The sequence below is a fragment of the Arthrobacter sp. Soil764 genome, assembly GCF_001428075.1.
Taxonomy (GTDB): domain Bacteria; phylum Actinomycetota; class Actinomycetes; order Actinomycetales; family Micrococcaceae; genus Arthrobacter.
This window is the reverse complement of record NZ_LMSI01000001.1, coordinates 385,189-405,192: the sequence shown is the minus strand read 5'-3', so window position 1 is coordinate 405,192 and position 20,004 is coordinate 385,189. Positions and strand designations below refer to the sequence as shown.

Genomic DNA, 20,004 nt, shown 5'->3' with positions numbered 1-20,004 from the left:
CGGATGAATCCTAGCAGGAAGCCTGGACCGGCGGTGGCAATGCGCAGCATCCAAAAAGCCGGAGGTCCAGGGCGGAAGGGCAGGGCACCATGTCAGAGCACTTCGACACCGTGGTGATCGGCGGCGGCCAGGCAGGTCTGGCCATGGGCTACCACTTGTCCCGCCTGAAGCGTCCCTTCGTCATCCTGGATGGGAATGCCAGGCCCGGTGACAGCTGGCGTACCCGCTGGGATTCCCTCCGGCTGTTCACGCCGGCGCGCTATGACGCACTTCCGGGCAGCCGCTTCCCCGCACCGCCCTGGTCCTACCCCTCCCGGGAGGAGTTCGCCGACTACCTCAGCAGCTATGCGGAAACGTACGAGCTGCCGGTGAGGAACAACGTGCGGGTCACCGGCTTGAGCCACAACGGACACCGTTTCGCCATCGAAGCTGGCGGCCAGCACCTCGAAGCGGACAACGTGGTGGTGGCCGCCGGCTGGGACCGGAAGCCCAAAGTGCCGGCGTTCGCCCAGGACCTCAACCCGGCCGTCCGGCAGTTCACGGCGGCAAGCTACAAGAGCCCAAAAGAGCTCGGCGCGGGCCCTGTCCTGGTGGTCGGGGCAGGGAACTCCGGCGCGGACATCGCCCTGGAACTGGCTGCCACCCGTAAAACCTATCTCTCCGGCAGGCATCCCGGGGAGATCCCCTGGCCCATCGACGCCGTGGCCGCCAGGCCGCTCACCCTCGCCGTCTTCTTCGCCTTCTCCCATATCCTGACGCTCAACACGCCGATGGGCCGCAAGGCACGTCCCCAAATCCTCGCGCACAGCGGACCACTGGTCAGGGTGAAGAACCGCGACCTGGTGCGTGCCGGCGTCGAACGCGTTCCCAGGACGGAAGGCAGCAAAGACGGCCTGCCGCTGCTCGCGGACGGACGCACCTTGGAGGTGGCCAACGTCATCTGGTGCACCGGTTTCCACCCGGACCTCGAGTGGATCCATCTGCCGGTGTTCGGCCCGGACGGCGGCCCGGAACAGGACCGCGGCGTGGTGAGGGCCCAGGCGGGGCTCTATTTCCTGGGCGCCGTCTTCCAGCAGTCGCTGGCGTCCTCCATGGTCCACGGCGTGGGCAGGGACGCGGCCTTCATTGCACGGCACATCGCAGCAACGCAGAGCCCCATCAAAATCAGGCCGGAAGGTTCAGCTGCTCCACAATGATCCGGGCGGTGGCGGGGTCGCCGAGGATTTTGAAGTGCCCCGCCACCGGCAGCTCAATGTTGGTGGCCCCTGGCAGGACGCTGCCTTCCGGAATGTGCGGATCGAACGGTCCGTAAATGGAGGTGATGCGGCTGTTGATGGCCAGCTCGCGGGACATCTGGAGCGTCAGGGCGTTCTTTGGCGAGAAGATCCGCAGGCTGGGCAGCAGCATGTACCGGGCGTAGCGGGAGCCGGAGAAGGGTGCACACACGGCGATCATCCGGTCGATCCGGTGCTCAGGGTCCAGGGACAGCATGGCGTATTTTCCGATCAGGCCGCCCTTGCTGTGCGCCACCAGGATGGCATCGCGCAGCCCCGCCTCCTCCAGGTGCTGGGCCACCAGCTTTGCGGCGTCCGGGACCTTCATCTTGTTGCGCTGGAGCACCGTGACCACGTGGACGGGATGTCCGGCGTCGTGGACGGCGTGGATGAGCGGCATCATGAACTGCCAGTTCTCGTAGACGCCGGGGATGATCAGCACGGGCGCCCGGTTGCCGGTGCGGAAGGACTCCGGCTTGACACGCGACAGGAATCCGCGGACCTGCCAGCCCGCGGCGTAGGCATAGTCCTGGGCCCACCACACGGCTTTTTGCAGCGGACTGATGCGGGCCTGGGCGCCGGGATCACTCATGTGTCGAGAATAACGCGCCCCTGAGACACTTCCTGCAATGACGGCCCCGCGGCAAGGAGTGCGTCAGCGGACCTGGCGTCTCTTCCCGCACCTAGCGCGGGGCACAGGCGCCGTCGATGAGGCGCCGGGCCAGGTTCAGGGCACGCTTGCCATACAGGGCGCCGTCGAGGACCGCACCCGTTGCGTAGGCCCCATTGAGGACGATGAGCAGCTCCTCGGCCAGCTCGCCGGGATCCTGCGCGCCGGCGTCGGCTGCCAGGGTATGGAACCAGTCCCGCACCTGCTGCTTGTGCGCTACGGCCACCAAATGCGCCGGATGGTTGCCCTCCGGGAACTCCGTGTTCGTGTTCAGCATGGGGCACCCGCGGTAGGTGGCGCCGGCGGTGTCTTCAGCCAATACCTCGAACACGGCAATGAGCTTCTCCCGGGCCTCGGCCCGTTCCTCCGCAGCCTGCCGCATCCGCTCGAACCAGGCATCCGCGCGCCCCTGCACGTACGCCGTGGCCAGAGCGTCCTTGGTGGGGAACTGCCGGTAGATGGTGGCGTTTCCCACCCCGCATTCCTTGACCACGGTATCCATTCCCACCGCACGGATTCCCCGCTGGTAGAACAGGCGCGTGGCCACCTCAAGCACATTGCGCCGGTTCTCCTCGCCGCTCTTGCGTGCCACGGCAAACCCCACCCTTCCAAACCTCAGCTAAAGATTTCCTGCCTCCAAGTTTGACAGACGGAACCATCCGTCACAAACTGATGAGAACGATCCGTCACATTGGATCAGGCCAAGCCCAAGAACAAATAAAAGGAACCACGCATGAAGACTGCAGTCCTCGGAACCGGCATTGTCGGCCGCACCATCGCCGCCAGGCTGGCTGAGCTCGGCCACACCGTGGCTGTTGGCACCCGCAACCCGGACGCCACGCTCGCCCGCACTGAAGCCGACGCCATGGGCACCGAACCCTTCGCCACCTGGGCTGCCGCTAACCCGGGCATTACGCTGACCACCTTTGCCGGCGCCGCCGCCGGGGCGGAGCTCATCGTCAACGCCACCAACGGCAACGCATCGCTGGAGGTCCTGGCACAGGCCGGAGCGGAAAACCTTGACGGCAAGGTCATCGTGGACATCGCCAACCCGCTGGACTTCAGCCACGGCATGCCCCCAACACTGTTCGTGAAGGACACCGATTCGCTCGGCGAGCAGATCCAGCGCGCATTCCCCGCCGCCCGCGTGGTGAAGTCGCTCAACACCATGAACGCCGACCTCATGGTGCACCCGGCCGCCCTTCCCGAAGCCAGCAGCGTCTTCGTCTCCGGAAACGATGCGGATGCCAAGTACGTTGTCACGGGACTGTTGAAGGATTTCGGCCACCAGGACATCATTGACCTCGGGGACATCTCCACTGCCCGCGGCACGGAAATGCTCCTCCCTGTCTGGCTTCGTCTCTGGGTCGCTTTGGGCACTCCCGCGTTCAACTTCAAGATCGTTCGCTGACCGGCCCGCAAGGCGAAAAAGGATGGCTTCCATGCACGGAACCGTGGCGCTGGTGACCGGCGCGGGGAGCGGCCTGGGACAGGCCGTGGCCACGGGCCTTGCACGCGAAGGCGCCCTGGTTGTGGTGGTGGGGCGCTCCCCCGCGCGTGCGGAAGAGGCGGCTAATGCCATCCGCCGCCTCGTCCCGTCGGCGCTGCTGGAGCCGCTGGCCTGCGACCTTTCGGTCCAGTCCTCGATCACTGCCGCCGCGGCGGACTTCCAGTCGCGCCACAGCAAGCTCGACGTCCTGGTGAACTCCGCGGGCGTATTCCGCAAGGAGCGCCAGGTCACTCCCGACGGGCTGGAACTGACGTTCGCCACCAACGTCATGGCGTACTTCCTGCTCACCAACCTGATGCGTGACGCGCTCAGGAACGCGGCAGCAGCGGCCGGGACGGCCCGGATCGTGAACATCGCGTCCAGGTACGGCAACACCAAACTCAACTTTGACGACCTCCAGACCGCCAAGGGCCGGTACAGCTTCCTTCGCTCCACGCCACCCACCATGCTGGCCCGGGTTCTCCTCACCCAGGAGTTCGCCAAACGGCTGCGCGGTTCGGGGGTGGTGGCCAACGCCGTCCATCCGGGCCTTGTCAGGAATACGTCGCTGCTGAAGGACGTCGGCGGCCCGTTCCGCCTGCTCACCAATACTTTCGGCGCACCGGCAGAAAAAGCGGCAGACACTGCCCTTTGGCTGGCCACGTCAAAGGAGACGGCGGGCGTGTCCGGGAAGCTCTGGGCAAAGCGGAAGGAACTTGCCACTCCCGGCATGGGATCGGACCCGGAGGCGCGCAGGCGCCTGTGGGATGCCTGCACCGGCCTGGCCCACCTGCCCTGACGCCACGGGTCAGTAGTTGCGGCGGTGCTTCAGCCGGGGAATGACGACGGCGAACACGGCCGCCGCCGCAAACCCCAGCAGGCCCGTGGCTGAGATCCCCGGGCCCAGGGAGGCCAGCGCGGTCACGCCGGAGAGGAGGACGGGGCCGCCGGTGGAGCCCGCGTCCGCCATGAACCGCCAGAGTCCCAGGAACTGCCCGCGCCCGCGGTCCGGCGAGAAGTCGGCGCCCAGGGTCATCACCAGCCCGGAGCTGATGCCGTTGCCAAAGCCGATCAGCAGCACCGCCAGCAGCAGCCCCACGAAGGAACCGGTGAGCGGGATCAGGAGCAGCGCCGTTCCCATGAGCAGCGTTGACGGGACCGCCACCCACTGCCGCCCCTTACGGTCCATCAGTTTCCCGGCGGGATAAAACACCAGCATGTCGATGGCACCGGAGAGCCCGTAGATCAGGGAGGCGGAGGTGGCGTCCATGCCCAGGTGGTCCGCCCAAAGCGGGATCACCACCTGCCGCGAGGACCGCAGCGCACTGAGCAGCAGGATTCCCACGCCCAGCGAAAGGAATACGCCGGCATGCGACACCGCCACGCTCCGAAGCGTGGGCTGGGGGCCCGCGGCCCCGCCCAAGGGGAGATCCGGCGTCGCAAGGTCCGGGATGGTGAGGGACAGCAGCGCGGCGGCGGCCATGGCCACCATCCCCACCCAGTAGGCCCCCGCGATGCCAAAGAACTGCATCGCCGCGGCTCCCGCGAAGGGGCCGATGAACACGCCGATGCGGTTCACGCCGCCCAGCGTGGACAGCGCCCGGGCGCGGAACGCCACCGGGACCGCCTCCGTGAGGTACTTTTGCCGGGCCAGGCCAAACACCGCCCCGGACATCCCGACGACGGCCATGGCCACCGCGAGCAGCAACAGTCCGTTCGGGGCCACGGCGGAGGTGGCGGCGGCTGCCAGCGCCAGGCCGGCAGCGACGGCGGCGCCCACGATGGACCAGCGTTCGCCGAAGCGAAGGGTCACCAGGGACGCCGGCAGGTTGAAGAACCAGGAACCCAGCCCGATCAGGGTGACGATCAACGCTGCCACGGCCACCGAGGCGCCCAGCTCGCGGGCAGACAATGCCACCACCGGAAGAATGGCGCCGGTTCCGATCCCGTAGAGCAGCGTGGGTCCGAAAGCGGCCACGGCAATGCTGCGCAGGCTGAAGGGCGGGGAGTCATCCAGGGAAGTCATCAGATTTATCCTATGGCTGCCCCTTCACACCACAGGACCTGACTCAACCGGGAACAGCTCAGCGGGGCTTGGGCTCGAATCCGGCCAGGGCGCGGAACAGATTGACCACTTCCACCACGGCGCCGATGACCGAGCCCACGGTCCCGAGCACCAGGAGCACCCGCACCACCACCGGCCAGCCGGACCAGCCGTCGCCGAAGTCGAACGGAAAGACCTCCCACAGACGCAGCATGGCAGCTACTCCGAAGCCCATGACAACAATATTGCCCAGTGCCAGGAGGGCCCGGGCGCGGATCACCACACAGACCAGGTTCACGATGATGCCCGCGATCAGGGACGCGTTGATGAGGTCAAGGGCCCGGTCCATGTCCGCTGTCAGGAACGGCAGCACCTGCCACCCCGGCCAAATGTTGATCCCGTACAGCAGCAGGGCGTTGACGATGGCCGAGCCAAGGTTGCCGCTGGGCCGGGTGGTTGTCCTGTCCGCCATGCCAACAGGGTCCGGCACAACAGCGATGCCCAGAAGTGCCGAAGGTCCCCCGGCCTCCCTTTAACCAGGCGTCCGGGACGCTCAAACCTGAACACTGAACGGGCCGTTCGGCCCTGTCTCACGGCCCCGAGTGCCAACGACGCTGGATAGTGGAGGTGGTGGCAATGTTTACTCTTCGCACCATGGGCGGCATCGCCCTCTTAATGGCTGGAAGCAGCTGGTTGTGGATCACGCCCACGTTCGCCACCCGCGGCGTGAACACGTCCAGCATCTGGTGGAACATCACCATGGTGCTTGCGCTGCTGACGGTTCTGGGATTCCTGGTTGCCACGTGGGGGTTGTTTGCCCGGTGGAGCTGGTGGGAATACGCGGCCCTGGCTTCGGCGGCCCTTGGGCTTGTGGCCTTGGTGCCGTTCTGGTTCGCGGCCATTGGCGGGGGCGAAACAGTCGGGACCACGGCGTGGAATGTGTTCGTTCACGTCCTGATGGTGGCCGGCGTCGCGGCGCTGCTGCTGGTGCCGCCACTGGAGCGGTGGGTGGACCAGCAGGTCATGGGCTAGCGGGAATCAGTACCCTTCCAGGACTTCCCTGGCCTTGCCGTTTACCGCGGCGTCAATTAATTCTTCTGCCACGAGGTGCAGCTTGACGTTGGCGTGCTGGCTCCTGGCGGCCAGGACCTGGAACGCCGACTCGGCGTCCAGGCTGCGCAGGGCCATGACCATGCCTTTCGCCTGCTCGATGACCGCCTTGTGCCCGAAGGCGCCCTCGATGGCCTCGGACGCGGCATGCTGGGACTCGATGCGCAGGCTCTGGGTCACGTCCACCATGAAGCCGCGTGCCTGCTCCACCTGTCCGGAAGGTGCGGTGACGGCCTGGATCGCCGAAAAGACGCGCCGCTCCCTGCCCCGGACGTCGATGATCCGGTGCAGGAGTGCGCCCTGGCCGCCGCCCTCGAGGAGGTCCGCCCACAGTGCCTGCACCGGTTCCCGGTCCACCGGGTGCTTGTGGGCCATCAGCACGTCAAAGGTGGGTACCACATCGCCTGGCCGCAGCCCGTGAATGGCGAACATGCCCTCGGACCACTGCATGTTTCCGGAGGCGACGTCCAGCTCAAAGGTCCCTGAGGGACAGACCGCGGTAACGGGCAGCGGGAAGAGGTAGGCATCCAGCTTCGACCACATACATGCCTCCTAATAGTCGCCTGCCCCTGCGGGTTTCTGGCATAAGAGTAGCTGAATGCGGCGGCCGTCAGGTGCCCTGTTCGCTGGCGGCAGGACACGGATTAGGGGGTCACAAAACCGGCGTGGAGGAGTAGCGTTCGCCTTATGGGGCGCTGAAGCGCGTCCCAATCCAAGGGAAGGTCAATTCATGGGTGAGGCATGGATCCGGACGCTGGGCAACGGGCTGGTCCGGGCAGATCGGGTCACCGAGATTTCATCCACCCGCGGGTCCCTGTATGAGGACCAGGGGTATTCACTGAAGGTCATCGTGGACGGCAAGGGCCACGTGTTGATTGACGACGGCGGGCTGCAGGGGTCCATGCCGGAGCGGCTGGAATACGCCAGGCACATGGAGGACGCCCTGCTGCTGGCCATTGACGAGGCACGCGAGAGCGACGCGTCGATGGTGATCTCCTACGAGCCGGAGCGTGAGCGCTGGTCCGCAGCTCCAGTTTCAGTATTAACCGGGCGGCTTCCCGAAGTCGTCTGACATCCGCGCAGCGTGCTGCCCGGGCAACTGTGGGTGCCCGGGCAGCGGTGCTCAGCTGTGCGTTGGTTCCTCCACGAGCGCCGTGGCGATGCTGGCGGCGTCATCCAGTGCGGCCAGGAAGCGTTCGGCGTCCAGTGCTGCGGCGCAGCCGGTGCCTGCCGCGGTGATGGCCTGGCGGTAGCGGTGGTCCACAGCGTCGCCGCAGGCAAAGACGCCGGTCAGGTTGGTGCACGTGGTGGGGGCGTCCACCTTGATGTAGCCTTCCTCGTCCAGGTCCACCTGGCCTGCCACCAGCTCGGTGCGGGGCAGGTGTCCGATGGCCACGAAGATGCCGGTGGCGTCCTGGTGCCGGGTCTCGCCGGTGCGGGTGTCCGTGAGGGTGACGCCGGTGACCTTGCCGTCGCCGTGGATGGCGGTCACCGCGGAGTTCCAGGCGAAGCGGATCTTGGGGTTGTCCTTGGCGCGCTGCGCCATGATGCGGGAGGCGCGCAGTTCGCCCTTGCGGACCACCACGGTCACGGTCTTGCCGAACCGGGTCAGGAAGGTGGCTTCCTCCATGGCGGAGTCGCCGCCGCCCACCACGATGATGTCCTGGTCGCGGAAGAAGAACCCGTCGCAGGTGGCGCACCAGGAAACACCGTGGCCGCTGAACTTCTTCTCCTCCGGCAGGCCCAGTTCCTTGTACGCGGAACCGGTGGCCAGGATGACGGCCGGCGCCTCGTAGGTCTCCCCGCCGCCGGTGACCACGCGCTTGAGGGAACCCTTCAGCTCAACGGACGTGGCGTCGTCGTACTCGATGCGCGCGCCGAACCTTTCCGCCTGCTGCTGCAGCCCGTCCATCAGCTCCGGACCCTGGATGCCACCGGGGAAGCCCGGGAAATTTTCCACCTCGGTGGTGTTCATCAGCGCACCGCCGGCGGTCACGGACCCGGCCAGGACCAGGGGGTTCAGGCCGGCGCGCGCGGCATAGATGGCCGCGGTGTAGCCGGACGGGCCGGACCCGATGATGATCAACTGCTCTTTACTCATGAATTGTCCTTCGATGGCGGTACTACTGGGCGTCCGCGTGCTGCGCGGGCAGGAGCTCGGTGATCAGCTGTTCAACGCGTGCCTTGATCTCGTCACGGATGGGACGGACGGAGTCAACGCCCTTGCCGGCCGGATCCTCCAGCACCCAGTCCTCGTAACGCTTGCCCGGGAAATAGGGGCACTCGTCACCGCAGCCCATGGTGATCACCACGTCCGATTCTTTCACTGCCTCGGTGGTGAGCACCTTCGGGACCTCGGCGGACATGTCGATACCCACCTCGGCCATGGCCTCGACGGCGGCCGGGTTCACCTTGTCCGCCGGCTGGGACCCGGCGGAGCGGACCTCGATGGCACCCCTGGACAGGGAGGTGAGGAAGGCGGCAGCCATCTGCGACCGGCCGGCGTTGTGGACGCAGACAAAGAGGACAGACGGCTTTCCTGCGGGGTCGGTGCTCATGGGTACTCCTCAAACTGATGGGAAACTGCGTTCGGTGTAATAAACGTCACCCGTGTTGCGTGGATCACATTGATTGCCTAATCTAGTTGAGGCTTAAGCAAACAGGCCATGCAAGAAGCTGCAGCGTCGCAGCCAATGCCGGGGAAGGCTTTACATCTTGAACTCTAAGCTGAACATCGTGGTCCGGGTGGATCTGGACCGTAGCAAGGCCAAGGTGATTGCAACGGGGCATATCACCATTCACAGCATCAACGCCCTCTATGTCGTGGCAAAGCGTGCCAACTCCCTCAGGGGAGGCCTGGACCTGGAGCTGGACATTTCCAGCGCCTGGGTGGACCAGGAAGCGCTGGACATGCTCCGCGCCTGCTCTGAAACAAGGCACCTGCCCGCCAAAATCGATCCGGACCAGGCATCCTGCACCATCAGCGTGCTGGCCGACCGCCGACATCGGCGCCAAACGGCAGGCCGCCTGGCCGCATAAATTTCCCGGCCGCTCGCCGAGCCCAGTTTTCGGGCCAGAGCCGGTCGACCCATCGCTTCGCTTTCTCGCTCCAACGGCCCGGAGTGCAGCTGCATCTGAACAAACGGATGGCTGCACTTCGGGGCGGCGGAGCTTTTTTCAGCACTACAGCAGCTGAACACCCGTGCGCAGGACGTCCTCAAGTTCCTCAACGGTGAGGCCGGCGGCCCTGCTCAGCGCGTCGCGCCCAGCCCCAAGCTCCGCAGCACTCCGGAGTACGCTCCCGAACCGCTCCTGGGCCGCGTCAAGCTCCCACTGCAGGCTCTCCACCCGCGCCGAGGCCAACCGGACGGCTTCCAGCGGATCGCCGGCGGGTCCGTCATCCACCGTGTGGCCACACGCACAGCTCCATTGGTCCGAGCCCAGCTCCAGCGGCGCCCACCCCAGGGATGCTATGGGAACCGGACCTGCCGTCATGGGCGCACCGCAGTGGAAGGGTGCCGCCGGGACATCGGGCACCATCTCCCCTGCCGACTGAAACGGAAGCTCAACGTTACTCTCGGCACGCATCAACTGTTCCGGCGCCTGAGGTTCAAGTACTGCAGTCATGCGATCCGCCACCGTCCGATAGTTAACTAACAATGTAGCTAGTCTAACTAGGATTTGCTGGTTGTCTACTGGGGAGTAGCGCCGACCCGTGAATCAATGGAGTCCAGCGCTTCCCGCATCCGCACCAGGAAGTGCAGGACGGCTTTGATCTCCTCGGACGACAGCGACTCAGCAGCTTCCAGCATGCGCTTGTGCATCTGGTTGAGGTTGTGCCGGACTTCCTCATCGGCTCCTGGCGTCGGCCGAAGGATGACGGCGCGCCGGTCTGACGGGTGCGGCTCCCGGGTAACGTAACCGCTTGCCACGAGCCGGTCCACGAGGCTGGTCATCGAAGCCGAGGTAATCCCCAGGCGGGCGGCAAGTTCCGTGGGGCGGATTCCAACGCCGGCGGCATCTGCATCAATGAGGTAGCGGAGCGCCAGGAGGTCCGTCTCCCCCATCGCGGCCGAGGAGCGGGTGCGCCGTCGCATGGCGCTTTCCGAACTACGGAATTCCCGGAGGGCGCTGATGACGTCAACAGCTCCGGGCTGTGCGTCCGCAGCAGGCGCGTACCAGGATCGTTCGCTTGCACCATGGGGGTTCATGCGAATTCCTTCGATATCCTACTTGCTTGGCTGTCTAACAAACCCATGCTAGCCCACTTGTTCCGCCCCCACCTCCACAACGTTGAAAAGCAAGGCAAGTACCTGCGCAGGTAGCCGGAGGAAAAGTAGAGTACCGGCTACTCGTGCCCTCCTCCGGCCGGCCCAATAAGTTTCTATGAAACCCGCGGCACCACAGCCAAGGGGCGCGACAAGACGGGGGTGCAGGGTGGCAGGTGGCCCGGCAAACAACGCTGAGCCCGAGCGGCAGGGGTTCCTGCTGGATTTGGTGACAGGGGCCGACGACGATGCAGCGTCCCTGCAGCAGCTCGCCGTTGCCGCCTCCCGCTGGATCAGTGCCACGGCCGGGAGTGCCATTGAGTGTGCCACCGTGCTGCACCGGCAACGGTCCTGTCCTGCCAGCGCCGGGAGCACGCCGGCCGCGGCGAGCCTGGCAGCGGAGGACGAAAACGGGGATGGCCCCGCGGCAATGGGGTTGGCGCTGCCTGCGCCGGCAGTGGTCAGCCAGGGCGGGACCCGGTGGCAAACGTACCGGAGGCGGTTGATGGACAGGGGTTTTGGCGCGGCCCTGGCAGTTCCCCTGGAACTGCAGCCGGGCTCCGCCGGGGCACTGGTGTTCCTGGGACCGGCAGACTACGTTTTCAGCGCCAAGGTGGTTGACGAGGCAGCCTGGTTCGCCGGGGTGGCGTCACACAGCCTGAAACTAGCCCTTGACGTGCATGGCGTCATCCGCGCGGGCGACAACCTGAAACAGGTTCTGGAGAGCAGGACAAGCATTGACGTTGCCTGCGGCGTGCTCATGGCACAGAACCGCTGTTCCTACGCGGAGGCGTTCGGCAAGCTCGCCGGCACCTCGCGGCACCGCAACCTGAAGGTCCGCAGCGTTGCGGAGGGCATCCTGAGGTCGCTGCCCAGCGGCGCGCCGGTAACGCGGTTCGAGCCACCGGCCATCGCGTAAGAACGGACTGCGGCGAAGGATCCTGGTGCCGCGCCCCTGCCCCAACTGGTGCTGCGCCCTTGACTAGTGCCGCGCCCGGAACCGGATAAGGCCCGCCGCCACCAGCCCGGCACACCCGAGTGAAGCCAGCATGCCGCCGAGAGCCACGAAGTAATCGGTAATGGTCATTGTCCTGCGCTCCTTCCGTACTGCCTGATGAGCCCAAGCTATGCCGCGAAACTCAGCATTCCCCGAAGGATCGCCAGCAGGTTTGGTCAAGATCCGGTAAAGGAAAAGTGCGGCGATCCACATACTTTGGCCTCCGATCTTCTCTTTGTCGGGGCGTTCCGTATTATTCATGCATGTGGACAAAACAAAGCCAAAGCTTCTGCCCCACCTGCGGCAGAACCACCAATCACGTCACCCACTTCCACAAGGACGACGCCGGCGCCCTGGTTGCTGACGTCCGCTGCGCTGAGTGCCCCGAGATCGCCGGGGCTGTCGCCTAGGTAGTTTCGTTCCCCGAAGACGGCGATCCAGCGTCCCCGACGGAGGCATGGCGACGCACGCCGGCGAAAATCACCAATGCGGCAGCCTGGACCACCGTGACGGTCACCGCCAGGGCAGGAACTGAGAATTCGTAGAGCAGGCCGATAAGGAAACTCCCGGCCAGCCAGGCAAGGCCGTAGCACGCGGTAAACATCCCATAGGCACTCCCCCGCCGGGCCGGCGGCGCCAGCCCCGCGACCCCGGCGCGCATGGTGCTCTCCTGGACACCCATCGCCGCTCCCCACACCAACACCCCTGCCACTGCCAGCGCGGTGTTGTTGCTGAAGCCCAGCCACGGGACCGCGGCGGCCAGGACCGGCAGGACCAGGAGAACCTTCAACCCCACCCGGTCAAAGAGCCAGCCGGAAACCAGTGCAGCCACGGCGTCCACTCCCATGGCTGCGGCATAGAGCACCGGGACCAGTGCCGGCGCCAGGAGTCCGGTGGCCACCAGGTGGAAGGACAGCAACCCGAACGTCGCGTAGCCGAACATGGTCAGGCTGCTGAAGGCGGCGTACAGCCAGAACTCGCGGGGCATTGGTGGCCGGGGCTTGGTTGGCTTCGCGCTGTCGGGCTGCCGGGCGATCGGCTGGCCGGAGGTTGGCTGCCCGGAAGTGGGCTGCGGGCCGGCGGCTGGCTGGGCGGATATAGACTGCCCGCCGGCTGCCTCGTAGACAGCAGGATCAGGAACCCGGCGCCTCAGCCACAACAGGATCAGCATGGCGCCGAGCCCCGGAACAGCGAGCAACAGAAACCCCGGCCCGTAGCTGCCGGAAAGCGCCAGGGCCGCCCCCACCAGCAGCGGCCCCACCACCGCCCCCACCTGGTCCAGCGCCTCGTGCAGCGCGAACGCCTTGCCCTGCCCCAGCGAGGATCCGGCCTCTGCCAGCATGGTGTCCTTGGCGGGGCTCCGCACCGCCTTGCCCAGCCGCTCGGCGAGGACCAGCAGGCAGGCTATCCACAGCGCATCGGTGATTCCCAGCAACGGCACAGACACCGCGGTCAGGGCATACCCGCTGATGGCGAGCGTCCAGCGCAGGCCCGGCCGGTCTGCCAGCCGGCCGAACACCAGGCGGAGGACCAGCGCCACGGCCTCGCCCGCGCCCGTGACCACGCTGACCAGGAGTGCTGACGCGCCCAGTGCACCCAAATATGGTCCGGTGACACTCCGGGCCCCTTCGTAGACCATGTCCGTCAGCGAGCTGACCAACCCGAAAACCAGGATGAAGCGGACGGCAGTCATGGGCGCCGCAGGAACAGTCCCGCCGGTGCTACCGCTGGTGCGCATGCTCCCGGACCTGTGCTGGGGCGCGGCCTGACGCAGCCCGGCTGGATGCAGCGCGGCCCGGACGGGTCACCGCCAGGATCACCCCGATGCCGGCCAGCGACGAAACCATGGCCGACCCGCCGTAGGAGATGAACGGCAGCGGCACGCCGATCACCGGCAGCAGTCCGCTGACCATGGCGATGTTGATGACGGCCTGCCCCAGGATCCAGGTGATCACGCTGCAGGCCACGATCCTGGAGAAGGTGTCCGTGGTCCGGGCGATGGTCTTGAACACCGCGATGGCCAAAATGGCGAACAGGCCCAGCACCAGCAGCGTGCCGGCCAGCCCCAGTTCCTCGCCCAGGATCGAGAAGATGAAGTCGTTGTGGGCTTCCGGGATCCAGTTCCACTTCTGCCGGCTCTGCCCCAGGCCCACGCCGAACCAGCCGCCGGAGGCCAGGGCGTAAGCGCCGTGCTGCGCCTGGTAGCCCACTCCCTGCGCGTCCTCCTCCGATCCCATGCCCAGCCAGGAGGAGATCCGGCCCATGCGGTTGCCGCTGGTGGCCGCGAGCAGCAGCGCTGCCACAACGCAGATCAGCCCGGCCACCGTGAACACTTTCATCCGGACCCCGCCGTAGAACATGGTGGCGGCAAGGATCATCATGATGATCATGGTGGTGCCCAGGTCGTGTCCCAGCCCCACGATCAGCATGATCAGTCCCCCGGCAGGACCCAGCGGAACAATGGCATGTTTCCAATTGGCCAGCAGGGCCTGCTTCCGGTCCAGGATGCCCGCGCCCCACACAATCAGCGAGAGCTTGGCGAATTCGGACGGCTGCGCGGTGAAACCACCCACGCTCAGCCAGTTCCGGTTTCCGTTCACGGACATGCCCAGCGGCGTGAACACCAGCACCAGGGCAACCAGGGAACCGATCAGCAGCGGCCAGCCCAGCCACCGGATTCGCCGGACGGGCGTCCGCGCCAGCACCAGCATGATCACCACGCCTGCCACGGTCCACATGGCCTGCTTGAGCGGAAGATCGTACGGATTGTTGCCTGCCGCCACGGATTCCACGGACGACGCCGATGCCACCTCCACGAGTCCGATCGCCGAGAGCGTGAGTACTACCGCCAGGATCAGGGGCCGGAGGCGTCCCGGGGAGTCATCCTCCAGCCACACCGCCAGTTTGCCCAGCCCGCGCCGGGCAGGACGGCCCGTCACGCGCTGCTTTTGTCCTGTATTCATCTGTCCGTTCCTCAACCTGCACAGCAGGGCTTCCCCCATGGCCGGGCCCATCTCCGGGGCGGGTACCGCCGAGAAAAAAGAGTACGCCCTTTGCCGTTGTACGGACGGTGGCGGCGCGGCTGAGGGCCGCCGTTCTTAGGGAATTGCCAGCTTGGGCCTGTAGGGTAGCGGAAATCCGTTCCCTCTTGAAGGTTATTTTGCCGTGTTCGGTTCCAGAAAATCCCCCGGCCCGGACCAGGTTGGCACCAGCCGCCCCGCCTACCCCGGCCAAGGCGACCTGTACGCCGAAAGCTCGGTCCGCCGTCGTCCGGCGCGACGCACCCCGCGCTGGCTGAAAGCCCTTAGCGCCATGGTGTCCGTGCTGCTCCTGGGCGCGGTGGCCTTCGGCGGTTACTGGGCATGGCGCCTGCAGTCCAACATCAGCATCTCGGAGCTGACGGCGGGCGGGCAGCGGACCGAAGGAGCCGTGAACGACAGCACGGACAGGCTGCAGATCCTGGTCCTGGGCTCGGACACCAGGGACGGAAGCAACAGCCAGTACGGCGCGGCGGAAGACTCCTCCGGGTATGGGCAGTCCGATGTGATGATGCTGCTGGACATTTCGGCTGACAACAAGCATGTGAATGTGGTCAGCTTCCCGCGCGACCTGCTGGTGGACGTGCCCAGATGCACGGACCCCAAAACCAGCCAGTCATATCCCGCGCAACAGGACGTGATGATCAACGGCGCCATGGCACAGGCGGGCATCGGCTGCGCGGTGGACACCGTGAACAAGCTGACCGGCCTGGAAGTGGACCACTTCATGATGGCCGATTTCAACGCGGTGAAGGAACTGTCCAATGCCGTGGGCGGCGTGGAGGTCTGCGTCAGCGATGCCGTGCACGATCCTGACAGCGGATTGAACCTGCCTGCCGGCACCTCCCAGGTGCAGGGCGAACAGGCCCTGGCGTTCCTGCGCACCCGGCACGCCTTCGCCAACGGCGGCGACCTCGGCCGCATCCAGGCCCAGCAGGGCTTCCTGGCCTCGCTCAGCCGCAAGCTCAAGTCGGAGGGAACCCTGGGCAACCCGCAGAAGACCCTCACGATCGCCGATACCATCACCAGGAACCTGACGGTCGATCCGGACCTGTCCTCCGTCCCGTCGCTGCTGACCATCGCCAACCGGCTGAAGAACATCGATCCAGCCAACGTCAACTTCATCACCGCGCCCACCATGCCGGCGCCGGAGGACCTCAACCGGCTGGCCCTGGATGAACCGGCGGCCGCCAACTTCTTCGCGGCGCTGCGCAACAGCCCGGATCTGAGCCAGCCTGCCCAGGCCGCGCCCTCGGAGACGCCTGCCACTCCCGCGGCACCCGCCTATGACAAGTCACTGCAGCCCGTCTCAGTAGCCAACGGCACGGGCGTAACAGGGCGGAGCAACGCCATCGCCGGACTGCTCTCGGACGCCGGCTTCACCAACCTGGCCAAGCTGCAGGCCCAGGCGCAGGACAAGACCATGGTGTACTACTCGGCAGGCTTCGAGGACGTCGCCGCGGACGTGGCCGCACTGTTCGGCCTCCCGGCTGGCAGCATCCAGCAGGTGGCGAACATCCAGGGCGTGCAGCTGTACGCCGGCACTGACTTTGCCACGGGCACCAAACCCGCCGCGCCGCCGTCGTCCAGTGAATCCCCCGGCGGTGTGGTGGCCCAGACCGGCAGCGACCAGACCTGCCAGTCCGCCAACCCGGTGGGATAGTACGCGTCACGCGGGATGGCAGTTGACGGCAATCACACATGCCGCGACTGCTGCCAAGTGCCATCTCGCGGGAGGGTTCAGCTTTGCCTGAATACATCAGGCGCTGTACTTTGGAAGGCATGCAGACCCTCACCCACGCTCCGGTCCTGGCGCGCTTTGGTTATGCCGTATCGGACCCCACCCGCGCCCGCGTGCTCCTGGCACTCGCGGAAGCCCCGTCCTATCCCTCTGACCTCGCGGACAGCCTGGGGGTGTCCCGGCAGAGCATGTCCAACCACCTGACCTGCTTGCGTGGCTGCGGACTGGTGGTGGCGGTTCCGGACGGACGGCGGAGCCGCTATGAGCTGGCGGACGGCCGGATCGGCCATGCCATCAAGGACCTGATCAACGTTGTCCTCGCGGTGGACCCTGCCTGCTGCGCCCCGGACGGGGAGTGCTTCGCATGACCGGCACACTCCACTCCCCAACAGTGGAACGCCGGCAGGTGCTGAGCCGCCGGATCAGGCTTTTCGCGGCCGCCACCATCACCTACAACGTTATCGAGGCCATCGTGGCGCTCTGGGCGGGCGGCGTGGCCGATTCCTCCGCCCTGATCGGCTTCGGCCTGGATTCGGTGATCGAGGTAGCCTCCGCACTGGCGCTGTCCTGGCAGTTCTCCGCCAAGGACCCGGAGCGGCGTGAGCATCTGACCCTGCGGATCATTGCCGTCTCGTTCTTCGCGCTGGCCGCCTTCGTGGCCATCGATTCCATCCGTTCCCTGGCGGGCGGCGGGGAAGCGCAGCACTCCCTGCCCGGCATCGTCATTGCGGCGCTGAGCCTGGCCGTCATGCCGGTCCTGTCCTGGGCCCAGCGGCGGGCCGGCCGGGAACTTGGTTCGCGGACGGCGGTGGCCGATTCCAAGCAGACGCTGCTCTGCACCTACCTTTCCGCCGTCCTGCTGGCGGGCCTGGTCCTGAACAGCGTCCTGGGCTGGTGGTGGGCCGATGCCGGCGCAGCGCTGGTAATCGCCGGCATCGCCGTGCGTGAAGGCATCAACGCCTGGCGCGGTGACGCCTGCTGCGCTGTTCCGCATGCGCAAGCGGACGAAGCCGAGAACAGCGCCTGCTGCTCCGACTGCTCCAGCCCCGCCGAGCCGCAATCCCTGGGGATGCCAGCCCTCCGCAAGGACTAACGCTGCAGCTGGGACTGCCTCAGTTGATCAGCTGTCCCGCAGGCTGGGGTTCCGTGGCCCGCTGCTTGGCAGCAGCACCTGCCGGTGCGGCAGGCCGCGGCGCTGAAGCTCCCGCCGTCAAAGGGCCAGCAGGTGAAGGCCCAGCAGGTGAAGGCCCGGAAGTTGAACGCACGACGGCGGGCTCCAGCCTTTCGTTCGCCCAGCGCCTAAGGGGCCGCTCAACAAAGCGGAAGGACGCGTAAGCCAGCAGCACGGTAAGGACTGCGGTCAGCGCGATGCGGAGCGGCAGCGCCGGGATCAGGGGCATCAGCAGCAGGTAGACCGGCAGGTGCCAGAGGTACATGCCGTAGGACAGGTCGCGGCCGGGGCGGGCAAGCCAGGGATGGCTGAGGATGCGTGGGAGAAAGCCGGCCGGCTGGAGCACCAGGGAGCCGATCAGCACCGCGGACAATAAGGCGAGCGCCGCGGGCCCGAATGTCCAGAACAGGTTGAACCAGTCGCCGGGGGTGTCCGGTTCCTTGAGCAGGAACAGTGCGGCCACCAGGGTGATACCGGCCAGCGGGGCACCCCAGCGGGCGGCAGATGCCAGGGTGAGGTGCAGCCGTGAACCGTGCCGCACGGCGGTGAACACGAGGGCCAGCGCGCAGCCGATCAGCAGTTCGTCCGCGCGGGTGTCCGGCCCGTTGTAGATGCGGTCCAGCGGCTCGCCGGCGTTCACCAGCAGGAACCTGTTCAGCACGAAGATGGCGGCCAGGGCCGCGGTGGCCAGGGCTGTGGTGCGGACTTTCCAGAAGCGGAGCATCGCCAGCAGGAGCAGCGGCCACACGAGATAGAACTGCTCTTCGACGGCGAGGGTCCAGGTGGGGCCGAGGGTTTCACCGGCAATGGAGTCACCGAACATGCCAAAGTGGGCCAGGTTCATCACGTAGGCGGCGGCCGGAAGGACGAAGCCCGCCTGCCCGCCCCAGCCGGAGGCCGGGAACACGAATCCGACGGCGACAATCACCGCGCAGAGCGCCAGCAGCGCCGGCCAGAGCCGGGCGAGGCGCTTGGCGTAGAAGATGCCCAGGTGCAGCCGGCCGGTGGCGATCCGTTCCTTCATGATCAGCAGCGTGATCACAAAGCCGCTCAGCGTGAAGAACAAGTCCACGCCGATGGAACCGCCCGGCATCGAGTCCGTGGCCGTGTGGAAGAAGAACACACTCGCTACGGCGACCGTCCGGAGCCCGTCCAAGGCGTGCTTGCGCCCGGCGATCAGCCCTGTTCCCGGCGCCGCCGCGCGTTCCTGTGCTGGCAAAATTCCGCTGCTTGACCTCAAAACCACTAAGCAATCATATATAACGTTTCCATAACTGCGCTGGACGCAGGCTGGAGGAACGCTGGCAGGCGGTCCAAATATCTGTCCCTTGTGGCGGGTGGCTGCTGCTCCTAGATTGAGCAGATGGCGGATCAGGACATGGCAGACGACCTTGAGCAGCTTGTGGATCTGGTCGCCGGCATGGAGGACATCAAATCGGTCCTCGACGGCCTGACGGAGGTGGCGGCGGCCACCATGACCGGCACCACGGGAGTACCCATCGAATGTGCTGTCACGCTGCACCGGCGCAAGCGCTCAGCCACCATTGGCGGCAGCAGCGGCACGGCTGTTGTGCTTGACCGGATTGAACAAACCCTGGGGGATGGCCCCTGCGTGGACGCTTTGGAAAGCGGCGTTCCCGTCCTCCTGGGGGATGTTTCGTCCGACCGGCGCTGGCCGGAGTACCGCAGCGCCCTGTCCGCGGCGGGGATTGCCAGCGCCCTGGGCATCCCCATGAAACTGGATGACGACGCCGGGGCCGTCCTGGACTTCTTCGCTCCGGTCAGCGGGCGCTTCAGTGAGCAGGCGGTGGCCGATGGGGTCAGGTTCGCCGGGATGGCGGGAAAAGCGCTGCGGCTCGCCGTCCGGATCGTGTCAGCGGACCAGCGTGCCGAGCACCTGAAAGCGGCCATGGACACCAGGACGGTCATTGACCTCGCCTGCGGGATCATCATGGCCCAGAGCAAGTGCAGCAAGGAGGCTGCCTTCGAGCTTCTCCGCAACGCTTCCAACACCAGGAATCAAAAGCTCAACGATCTGGCCCAAACGCTGGTGGACCGGTTCGCAGGCCAAGGAGCGGCGGAAGCCTACTTCGACGACTGAGGGCTCCCGCTCCGCCCCCACCGCCCCTTCCCGCCCATTGAGTGCCCTGTTAGCATGACGCGTGCCGACAACGGTGTCCGCCCACGTAAGGAGTTTCCCGC

General features: G+C 66.4%; 24 protein-coding genes. 12 read left to right on the top strand and 12 right to left on the bottom strand.

What is annotated here, in order from left to right; translation table 11 throughout:
- Positions 1–89 precede the first annotated feature (89 nt).
- Positions 90–1,196, top strand: a complete 1,107-nt coding sequence (locus tag ASG86_RS01880; protein ID WP_056329370.1) for a flavin-containing monooxygenase — start codon at positions 90–92, stop codon at positions 1,194–1,196.
- Here the strand turns inward: ASG86_RS01880 and ASG86_RS01875 are convergent.
- Both ASG86_RS01875 and ASG86_RS01870 read right to left on the bottom strand, forming a co-directional pair.
- A complete protein-coding gene (locus tag ASG86_RS01875) occupies positions 1,165–1,866 on the bottom strand; it encodes an esterase/lipase family protein (RefSeq protein WP_056329368.1) in 702 nt (233 codons plus the stop codon). The two genes, ASG86_RS01880 and ASG86_RS01875, sit on opposite strands and share 32 nt — an antisense overlap.
- Positions 1,867–1,957: 91 nt before the next feature.
- A complete protein-coding gene (locus tag ASG86_RS01870) occupies positions 1,958–2,536 on the bottom strand; it encodes a TetR/AcrR family transcriptional regulator (RefSeq protein WP_235565057.1) in 579 nt (192 codons plus the stop codon).
- A gap of 141 nt (positions 2,537–2,677) precedes the next feature.
- Between ASG86_RS01870 and ASG86_RS01865 the strand changes: the two genes are divergently transcribed.
- Positions 2,678–3,355: an NADPH-dependent F420 reductase gene (locus ASG86_RS01865; protein ID WP_056329365.1), complete on the top strand. Its 678-nt coding sequence runs from the start codon at positions 2,678–2,680 to the stop codon at positions 3,353–3,355.
- A gap of 22 nt (positions 3,356–3,377) precedes the next feature.
- Positions 3,378–4,232 (top strand): SDR family NAD(P)-dependent oxidoreductase, encoded by an 855-nt coding sequence (locus tag ASG86_RS01860; protein WP_235565056.1) that lies wholly within the window; start codon positions 3,378–3,380, stop codon positions 4,230–4,232.
- Positions 4,233–4,241: 9 nt separating this feature from the next.
- Here ASG86_RS01860 and ASG86_RS01855 read toward each other — a convergent pair whose 3' ends face one another.
- Positions 4,242–5,459, bottom strand: a complete 1,218-nt coding sequence (locus ASG86_RS01855) for an MFS transporter (RefSeq protein WP_056329360.1) — start codon at positions 5,457–5,459, stop codon at positions 4,242–4,244.
- Between the two features lie 58 nt (positions 5,460–5,517).
- Complete coding sequence (locus ASG86_RS01850; RefSeq protein WP_056329357.1) at positions 5,518–5,949, bottom strand: hypothetical protein; 432 nt, start codon at positions 5,947–5,949, stop codon at positions 5,518–5,520.
- Positions 5,950–6,113: 164 nt separating this feature from the next.
- On the opposite strand from ASG86_RS01850, the gene ASG86_RS01845 reads away from it, so the two are divergent.
- Complete coding sequence (locus ASG86_RS01845) at positions 6,114–6,509, top strand: hypothetical protein (RefSeq protein ID WP_156386094.1); 396 nt, start codon at positions 6,114–6,116, stop codon at positions 6,507–6,509.
- A gap of 6 nt (positions 6,510–6,515) precedes the next feature.
- Here the strand turns inward: ASG86_RS01845 and ASG86_RS01840 are convergent, their stop codons facing one another.
- A complete protein-coding gene (locus ASG86_RS01840) occupies positions 6,516–7,130 on the bottom strand; it encodes a PAS and ANTAR domain-containing protein (RefSeq protein WP_056329350.1) in 615 nt (204 codons plus the stop codon).
- A 187-nt stretch (positions 7,131–7,317) separates the two neighbouring features.
- On the opposite strand from ASG86_RS01840, the gene ASG86_RS01835 reads away from it, so the two are divergent.
- The gene (locus tag ASG86_RS01835; RefSeq protein ID WP_056329347.1) at positions 7,318–7,659 is read left to right on the top strand and encodes a hypothetical protein; all 342 of its coding nucleotides are present in this window, start codon (positions 7,318–7,320) and stop codon (positions 7,657–7,659) included.
- 51 nt (positions 7,660–7,710) lie between these two features.
- Here the strand turns inward: ASG86_RS01835 and trxB are convergent, their stop codons facing one another.
- Together trxB and ASG86_RS01825 are read right to left on the bottom strand one after the other, a co-directional pair.
- On the bottom strand, positions 7,711–8,688 hold the full coding sequence (gene trxB, locus ASG86_RS01830; RefSeq protein WP_056329345.1) for a thioredoxin-disulfide reductase: 978 nt from the start codon (positions 8,686–8,688) through the stop codon (positions 7,711–7,713).
- Between the two features lie 22 nt (positions 8,689–8,710).
- Positions 8,711–9,145, bottom strand: a complete 435-nt coding sequence (locus tag ASG86_RS01825; protein ID WP_056329342.1) for an arsenate reductase ArsC — start codon at positions 9,143–9,145, stop codon at positions 8,711–8,713.
- A gap of 157 nt (positions 9,146–9,302) precedes the next feature.
- On the opposite strand from ASG86_RS01825, the gene ASG86_RS01820 reads away from it, so the two are divergent.
- A complete protein-coding gene (locus ASG86_RS01820; protein ID WP_056329339.1) occupies positions 9,303–9,626 on the top strand; it encodes a hypothetical protein in 324 nt (107 codons plus the stop codon).
- Positions 9,627–9,770: 144 nt separating this feature from the next.
- On the opposite strand, the gene ASG86_RS20870 is transcribed toward ASG86_RS01820, so the two are convergent.
- Together ASG86_RS20870 and ASG86_RS01810 are read right to left on the bottom strand one after the other, a co-directional pair.
- Positions 9,771–10,214: a hypothetical protein gene (locus ASG86_RS20870; RefSeq protein ID WP_235565055.1), complete on the bottom strand. Its 444-nt coding sequence runs from the start codon at positions 10,212–10,214 to the stop codon at positions 9,771–9,773.
- 65 nt (positions 10,215–10,279) lie between these two features.
- A complete protein-coding gene (locus tag ASG86_RS01810; RefSeq protein ID WP_056329338.1) occupies positions 10,280–10,798 on the bottom strand; it encodes a MarR family winged helix-turn-helix transcriptional regulator in 519 nt (172 codons plus the stop codon).
- A 226-nt stretch (positions 10,799–11,024) separates the two neighbouring features.
- Here ASG86_RS01810 and ASG86_RS01805 point away from each other — a divergent pair, with 226 nt between their 5' ends.
- On the top strand, positions 11,025–11,774 hold the full coding sequence (locus tag ASG86_RS01805) for an ANTAR domain-containing protein (protein WP_056329334.1): 750 nt from the start codon (positions 11,025–11,027) through the stop codon (positions 11,772–11,774).
- A 341-nt stretch (positions 11,775–12,115) separates the two neighbouring features.
- A complete protein-coding gene (locus tag ASG86_RS20395) occupies positions 12,116–12,262 on the top strand; it encodes a hypothetical protein (protein ID WP_156386093.1) in 147 nt (48 codons plus the stop codon).
- Here ASG86_RS20395 and ASG86_RS01800 read toward each other — a convergent pair.
- Together ASG86_RS01800 and ftsW are read right to left on the bottom strand one after the other, a co-directional pair.
- Positions 12,259–13,590, bottom strand: a complete 1,332-nt coding sequence (locus ASG86_RS01800; protein ID WP_056329331.1) for an MFS transporter — start codon at positions 13,588–13,590, stop codon at positions 12,259–12,261. The genes ASG86_RS20395 and ASG86_RS01800 overlap by 4 nt on opposite strands.
- The gene (gene ftsW, locus ASG86_RS01795) at positions 13,574–14,815 is read right to left on the bottom strand and encodes a putative lipid II flippase FtsW (protein WP_235565054.1); all 1,242 of its coding nucleotides are present in this window, start codon (positions 14,813–14,815) and stop codon (positions 13,574–13,576) included. Before ftsW ends, ASG86_RS01800 begins: the two co-directional genes overlap by 17 nt.
- 202 nt (positions 14,816–15,017) lie before the next feature.
- Between ftsW and ASG86_RS01790 the strand changes: the two genes are divergently transcribed.
- The 3 genes from ASG86_RS01790 to ASG86_RS01780 all read left to right on the top strand — a co-directional run bounded on the left by ASG86_RS01790 (position 15,018) and on the right by ASG86_RS01780 (position 17,724).
- On the top strand, positions 15,018–16,553 hold the full coding sequence (locus tag ASG86_RS01790) for an LCP family protein (RefSeq protein ID WP_056329325.1): 1,536 nt from the start codon (positions 15,018–15,020) through the stop codon (positions 16,551–16,553).
- A gap of 119 nt (positions 16,554–16,672) precedes the next feature.
- Positions 16,673–16,999, top strand: a complete 327-nt coding sequence (locus tag ASG86_RS01785; RefSeq protein ID WP_056329323.1) for an ArsR/SmtB family transcription factor — start codon at positions 16,673–16,675, stop codon at positions 16,997–16,999.
- Positions 16,996–17,724 carry a cation diffusion facilitator family transporter gene (locus ASG86_RS01780; RefSeq protein WP_056329319.1) on the top strand — a complete coding sequence of 243 codons (729 nt, stop codon included), beginning with the start codon at positions 16,996–16,998 and terminating at the stop codon, positions 17,722–17,724. The genes ASG86_RS01785 and ASG86_RS01780 overlap by 4 nt, the downstream gene beginning before the upstream one ends.
- 19 nt (positions 17,725–17,743) lie before the next feature.
- Here ASG86_RS01780 and ASG86_RS01775 read toward each other — a convergent pair whose 3' ends face one another.
- Positions 17,744–19,021, bottom strand: a complete 1,278-nt coding sequence (locus tag ASG86_RS01775) for an acyltransferase family protein (protein ID WP_056329711.1) — start codon at positions 19,019–19,021, stop codon at positions 17,744–17,746.
- A gap of 144 nt (positions 19,022–19,165) precedes the next feature.
- Between ASG86_RS01775 and ASG86_RS01770 the strand changes: the two genes are divergently transcribed.
- On the top strand, positions 19,166–19,903 hold the full coding sequence (locus ASG86_RS01770) for a GAF and ANTAR domain-containing protein (protein WP_056329315.1): 738 nt from the start codon (positions 19,166–19,168) through the stop codon (positions 19,901–19,903).
- Positions 19,904–20,004 lie beyond the last annotated feature (101 nt).

Excerpts from the sequence above, each read along its gene's own strand:
- ASG86_RS01880 (WP_056329370.1), top strand. The coding sequence starts at position 90 with ATGTCAGAGCACTTCGACACCGTGGTGATCGGCGGCGGCCAGGCAGGT.
- ASG86_RS01875 (WP_056329368.1), bottom strand. The coding sequence starts at position 1,866 with ATGAGTGATCCCGGCGCCCAGGCCCGCATCAGTCCGCTGCAAAAAGCC.
- ASG86_RS01865 (WP_056329365.1), top strand. The coding sequence starts at position 2,678 with ATGAAGACTGCAGTCCTCGGAACCGGCATTGTCGGCCGCACCATCGCC.
- ASG86_RS01860 (WP_235565056.1), top strand. The coding sequence starts at position 3,378 with ATGGCTTCCATGCACGGAACCGTGGCGCTGGTGACCGGCGCGGGGAGC.
- ASG86_RS01855 (WP_056329360.1), bottom strand. The coding sequence starts at position 5,459 with ATGACTTCCCTGGATGACTCCCCGCCCTTCAGCCTGCGCAGCATTGCC.
- ASG86_RS01850 (WP_056329357.1), bottom strand. The coding sequence starts at position 5,949 with ATGGCGGACAGGACAACCACCCGGCCCAGCGGCAACCTTGGCTCGGCC.
- ASG86_RS01845 (WP_156386094.1), top strand. The coding sequence starts at position 6,114 with ATGTTTACTCTTCGCACCATGGGCGGCATCGCCCTCTTAATGGCTGGA.
- ASG86_RS01840 (WP_056329350.1), bottom strand. The coding sequence starts at position 7,130 with ATGTGGTCGAAGCTGGATGCCTACCTCTTCCCGCTGCCCGTTACCGCG.
- ASG86_RS01835 (WP_056329347.1), top strand. The coding sequence starts at position 7,318 with ATGGGTGAGGCATGGATCCGGACGCTGGGCAACGGGCTGGTCCGGGCA.
- trxB (WP_056329345.1), bottom strand. The coding sequence starts at position 8,688 with ATGAGTAAAGAGCAGTTGATCATCATCGGGTCCGGCCCGTCCGGCTAC.
- ASG86_RS01825 (WP_056329342.1), bottom strand. The coding sequence starts at position 9,145 with ATGAGCACCGACCCCGCAGGAAAGCCGTCTGTCCTCTTTGTCTGCGTC.
- ASG86_RS20870 (WP_235565055.1), bottom strand. The coding sequence starts at position 10,214 with ATGACTGCAGTACTTGAACCTCAGGCGCCGGAACAGTTGATGCGTGCC.
- ASG86_RS01810 (WP_056329338.1), bottom strand. The coding sequence starts at position 10,798 with ATGAACCCCCATGGTGCAAGCGAACGATCCTGGTACGCGCCTGCTGCG.
- ASG86_RS20395 (WP_156386093.1), top strand. The coding sequence starts at position 12,116 with ATGTGGACAAAACAAAGCCAAAGCTTCTGCCCCACCTGCGGCAGAACC.
- ASG86_RS01800 (WP_056329331.1), bottom strand. The coding sequence starts at position 13,590 with ATGCGCACCAGCGGTAGCACCGGCGGGACTGTTCCTGCGGCGCCCATG.
- ftsW (WP_235565054.1), bottom strand. The coding sequence starts at position 14,815 with ATGAATACAGGACAAAAGCAGCGCGTGACGGGCCGTCCTGCCCGGCGC.
- ASG86_RS01785 (WP_056329323.1), top strand. The coding sequence starts at position 16,673 with ATGCAGACCCTCACCCACGCTCCGGTCCTGGCGCGCTTTGGTTATGCC.
- ASG86_RS01780 (WP_056329319.1), top strand. The coding sequence starts at position 16,996 with ATGACCGGCACACTCCACTCCCCAACAGTGGAACGCCGGCAGGTGCTG.
- ASG86_RS01770 (WP_056329315.1), top strand. The coding sequence starts at position 19,166 with ATGGCGGATCAGGACATGGCAGACGACCTTGAGCAGCTTGTGGATCTG.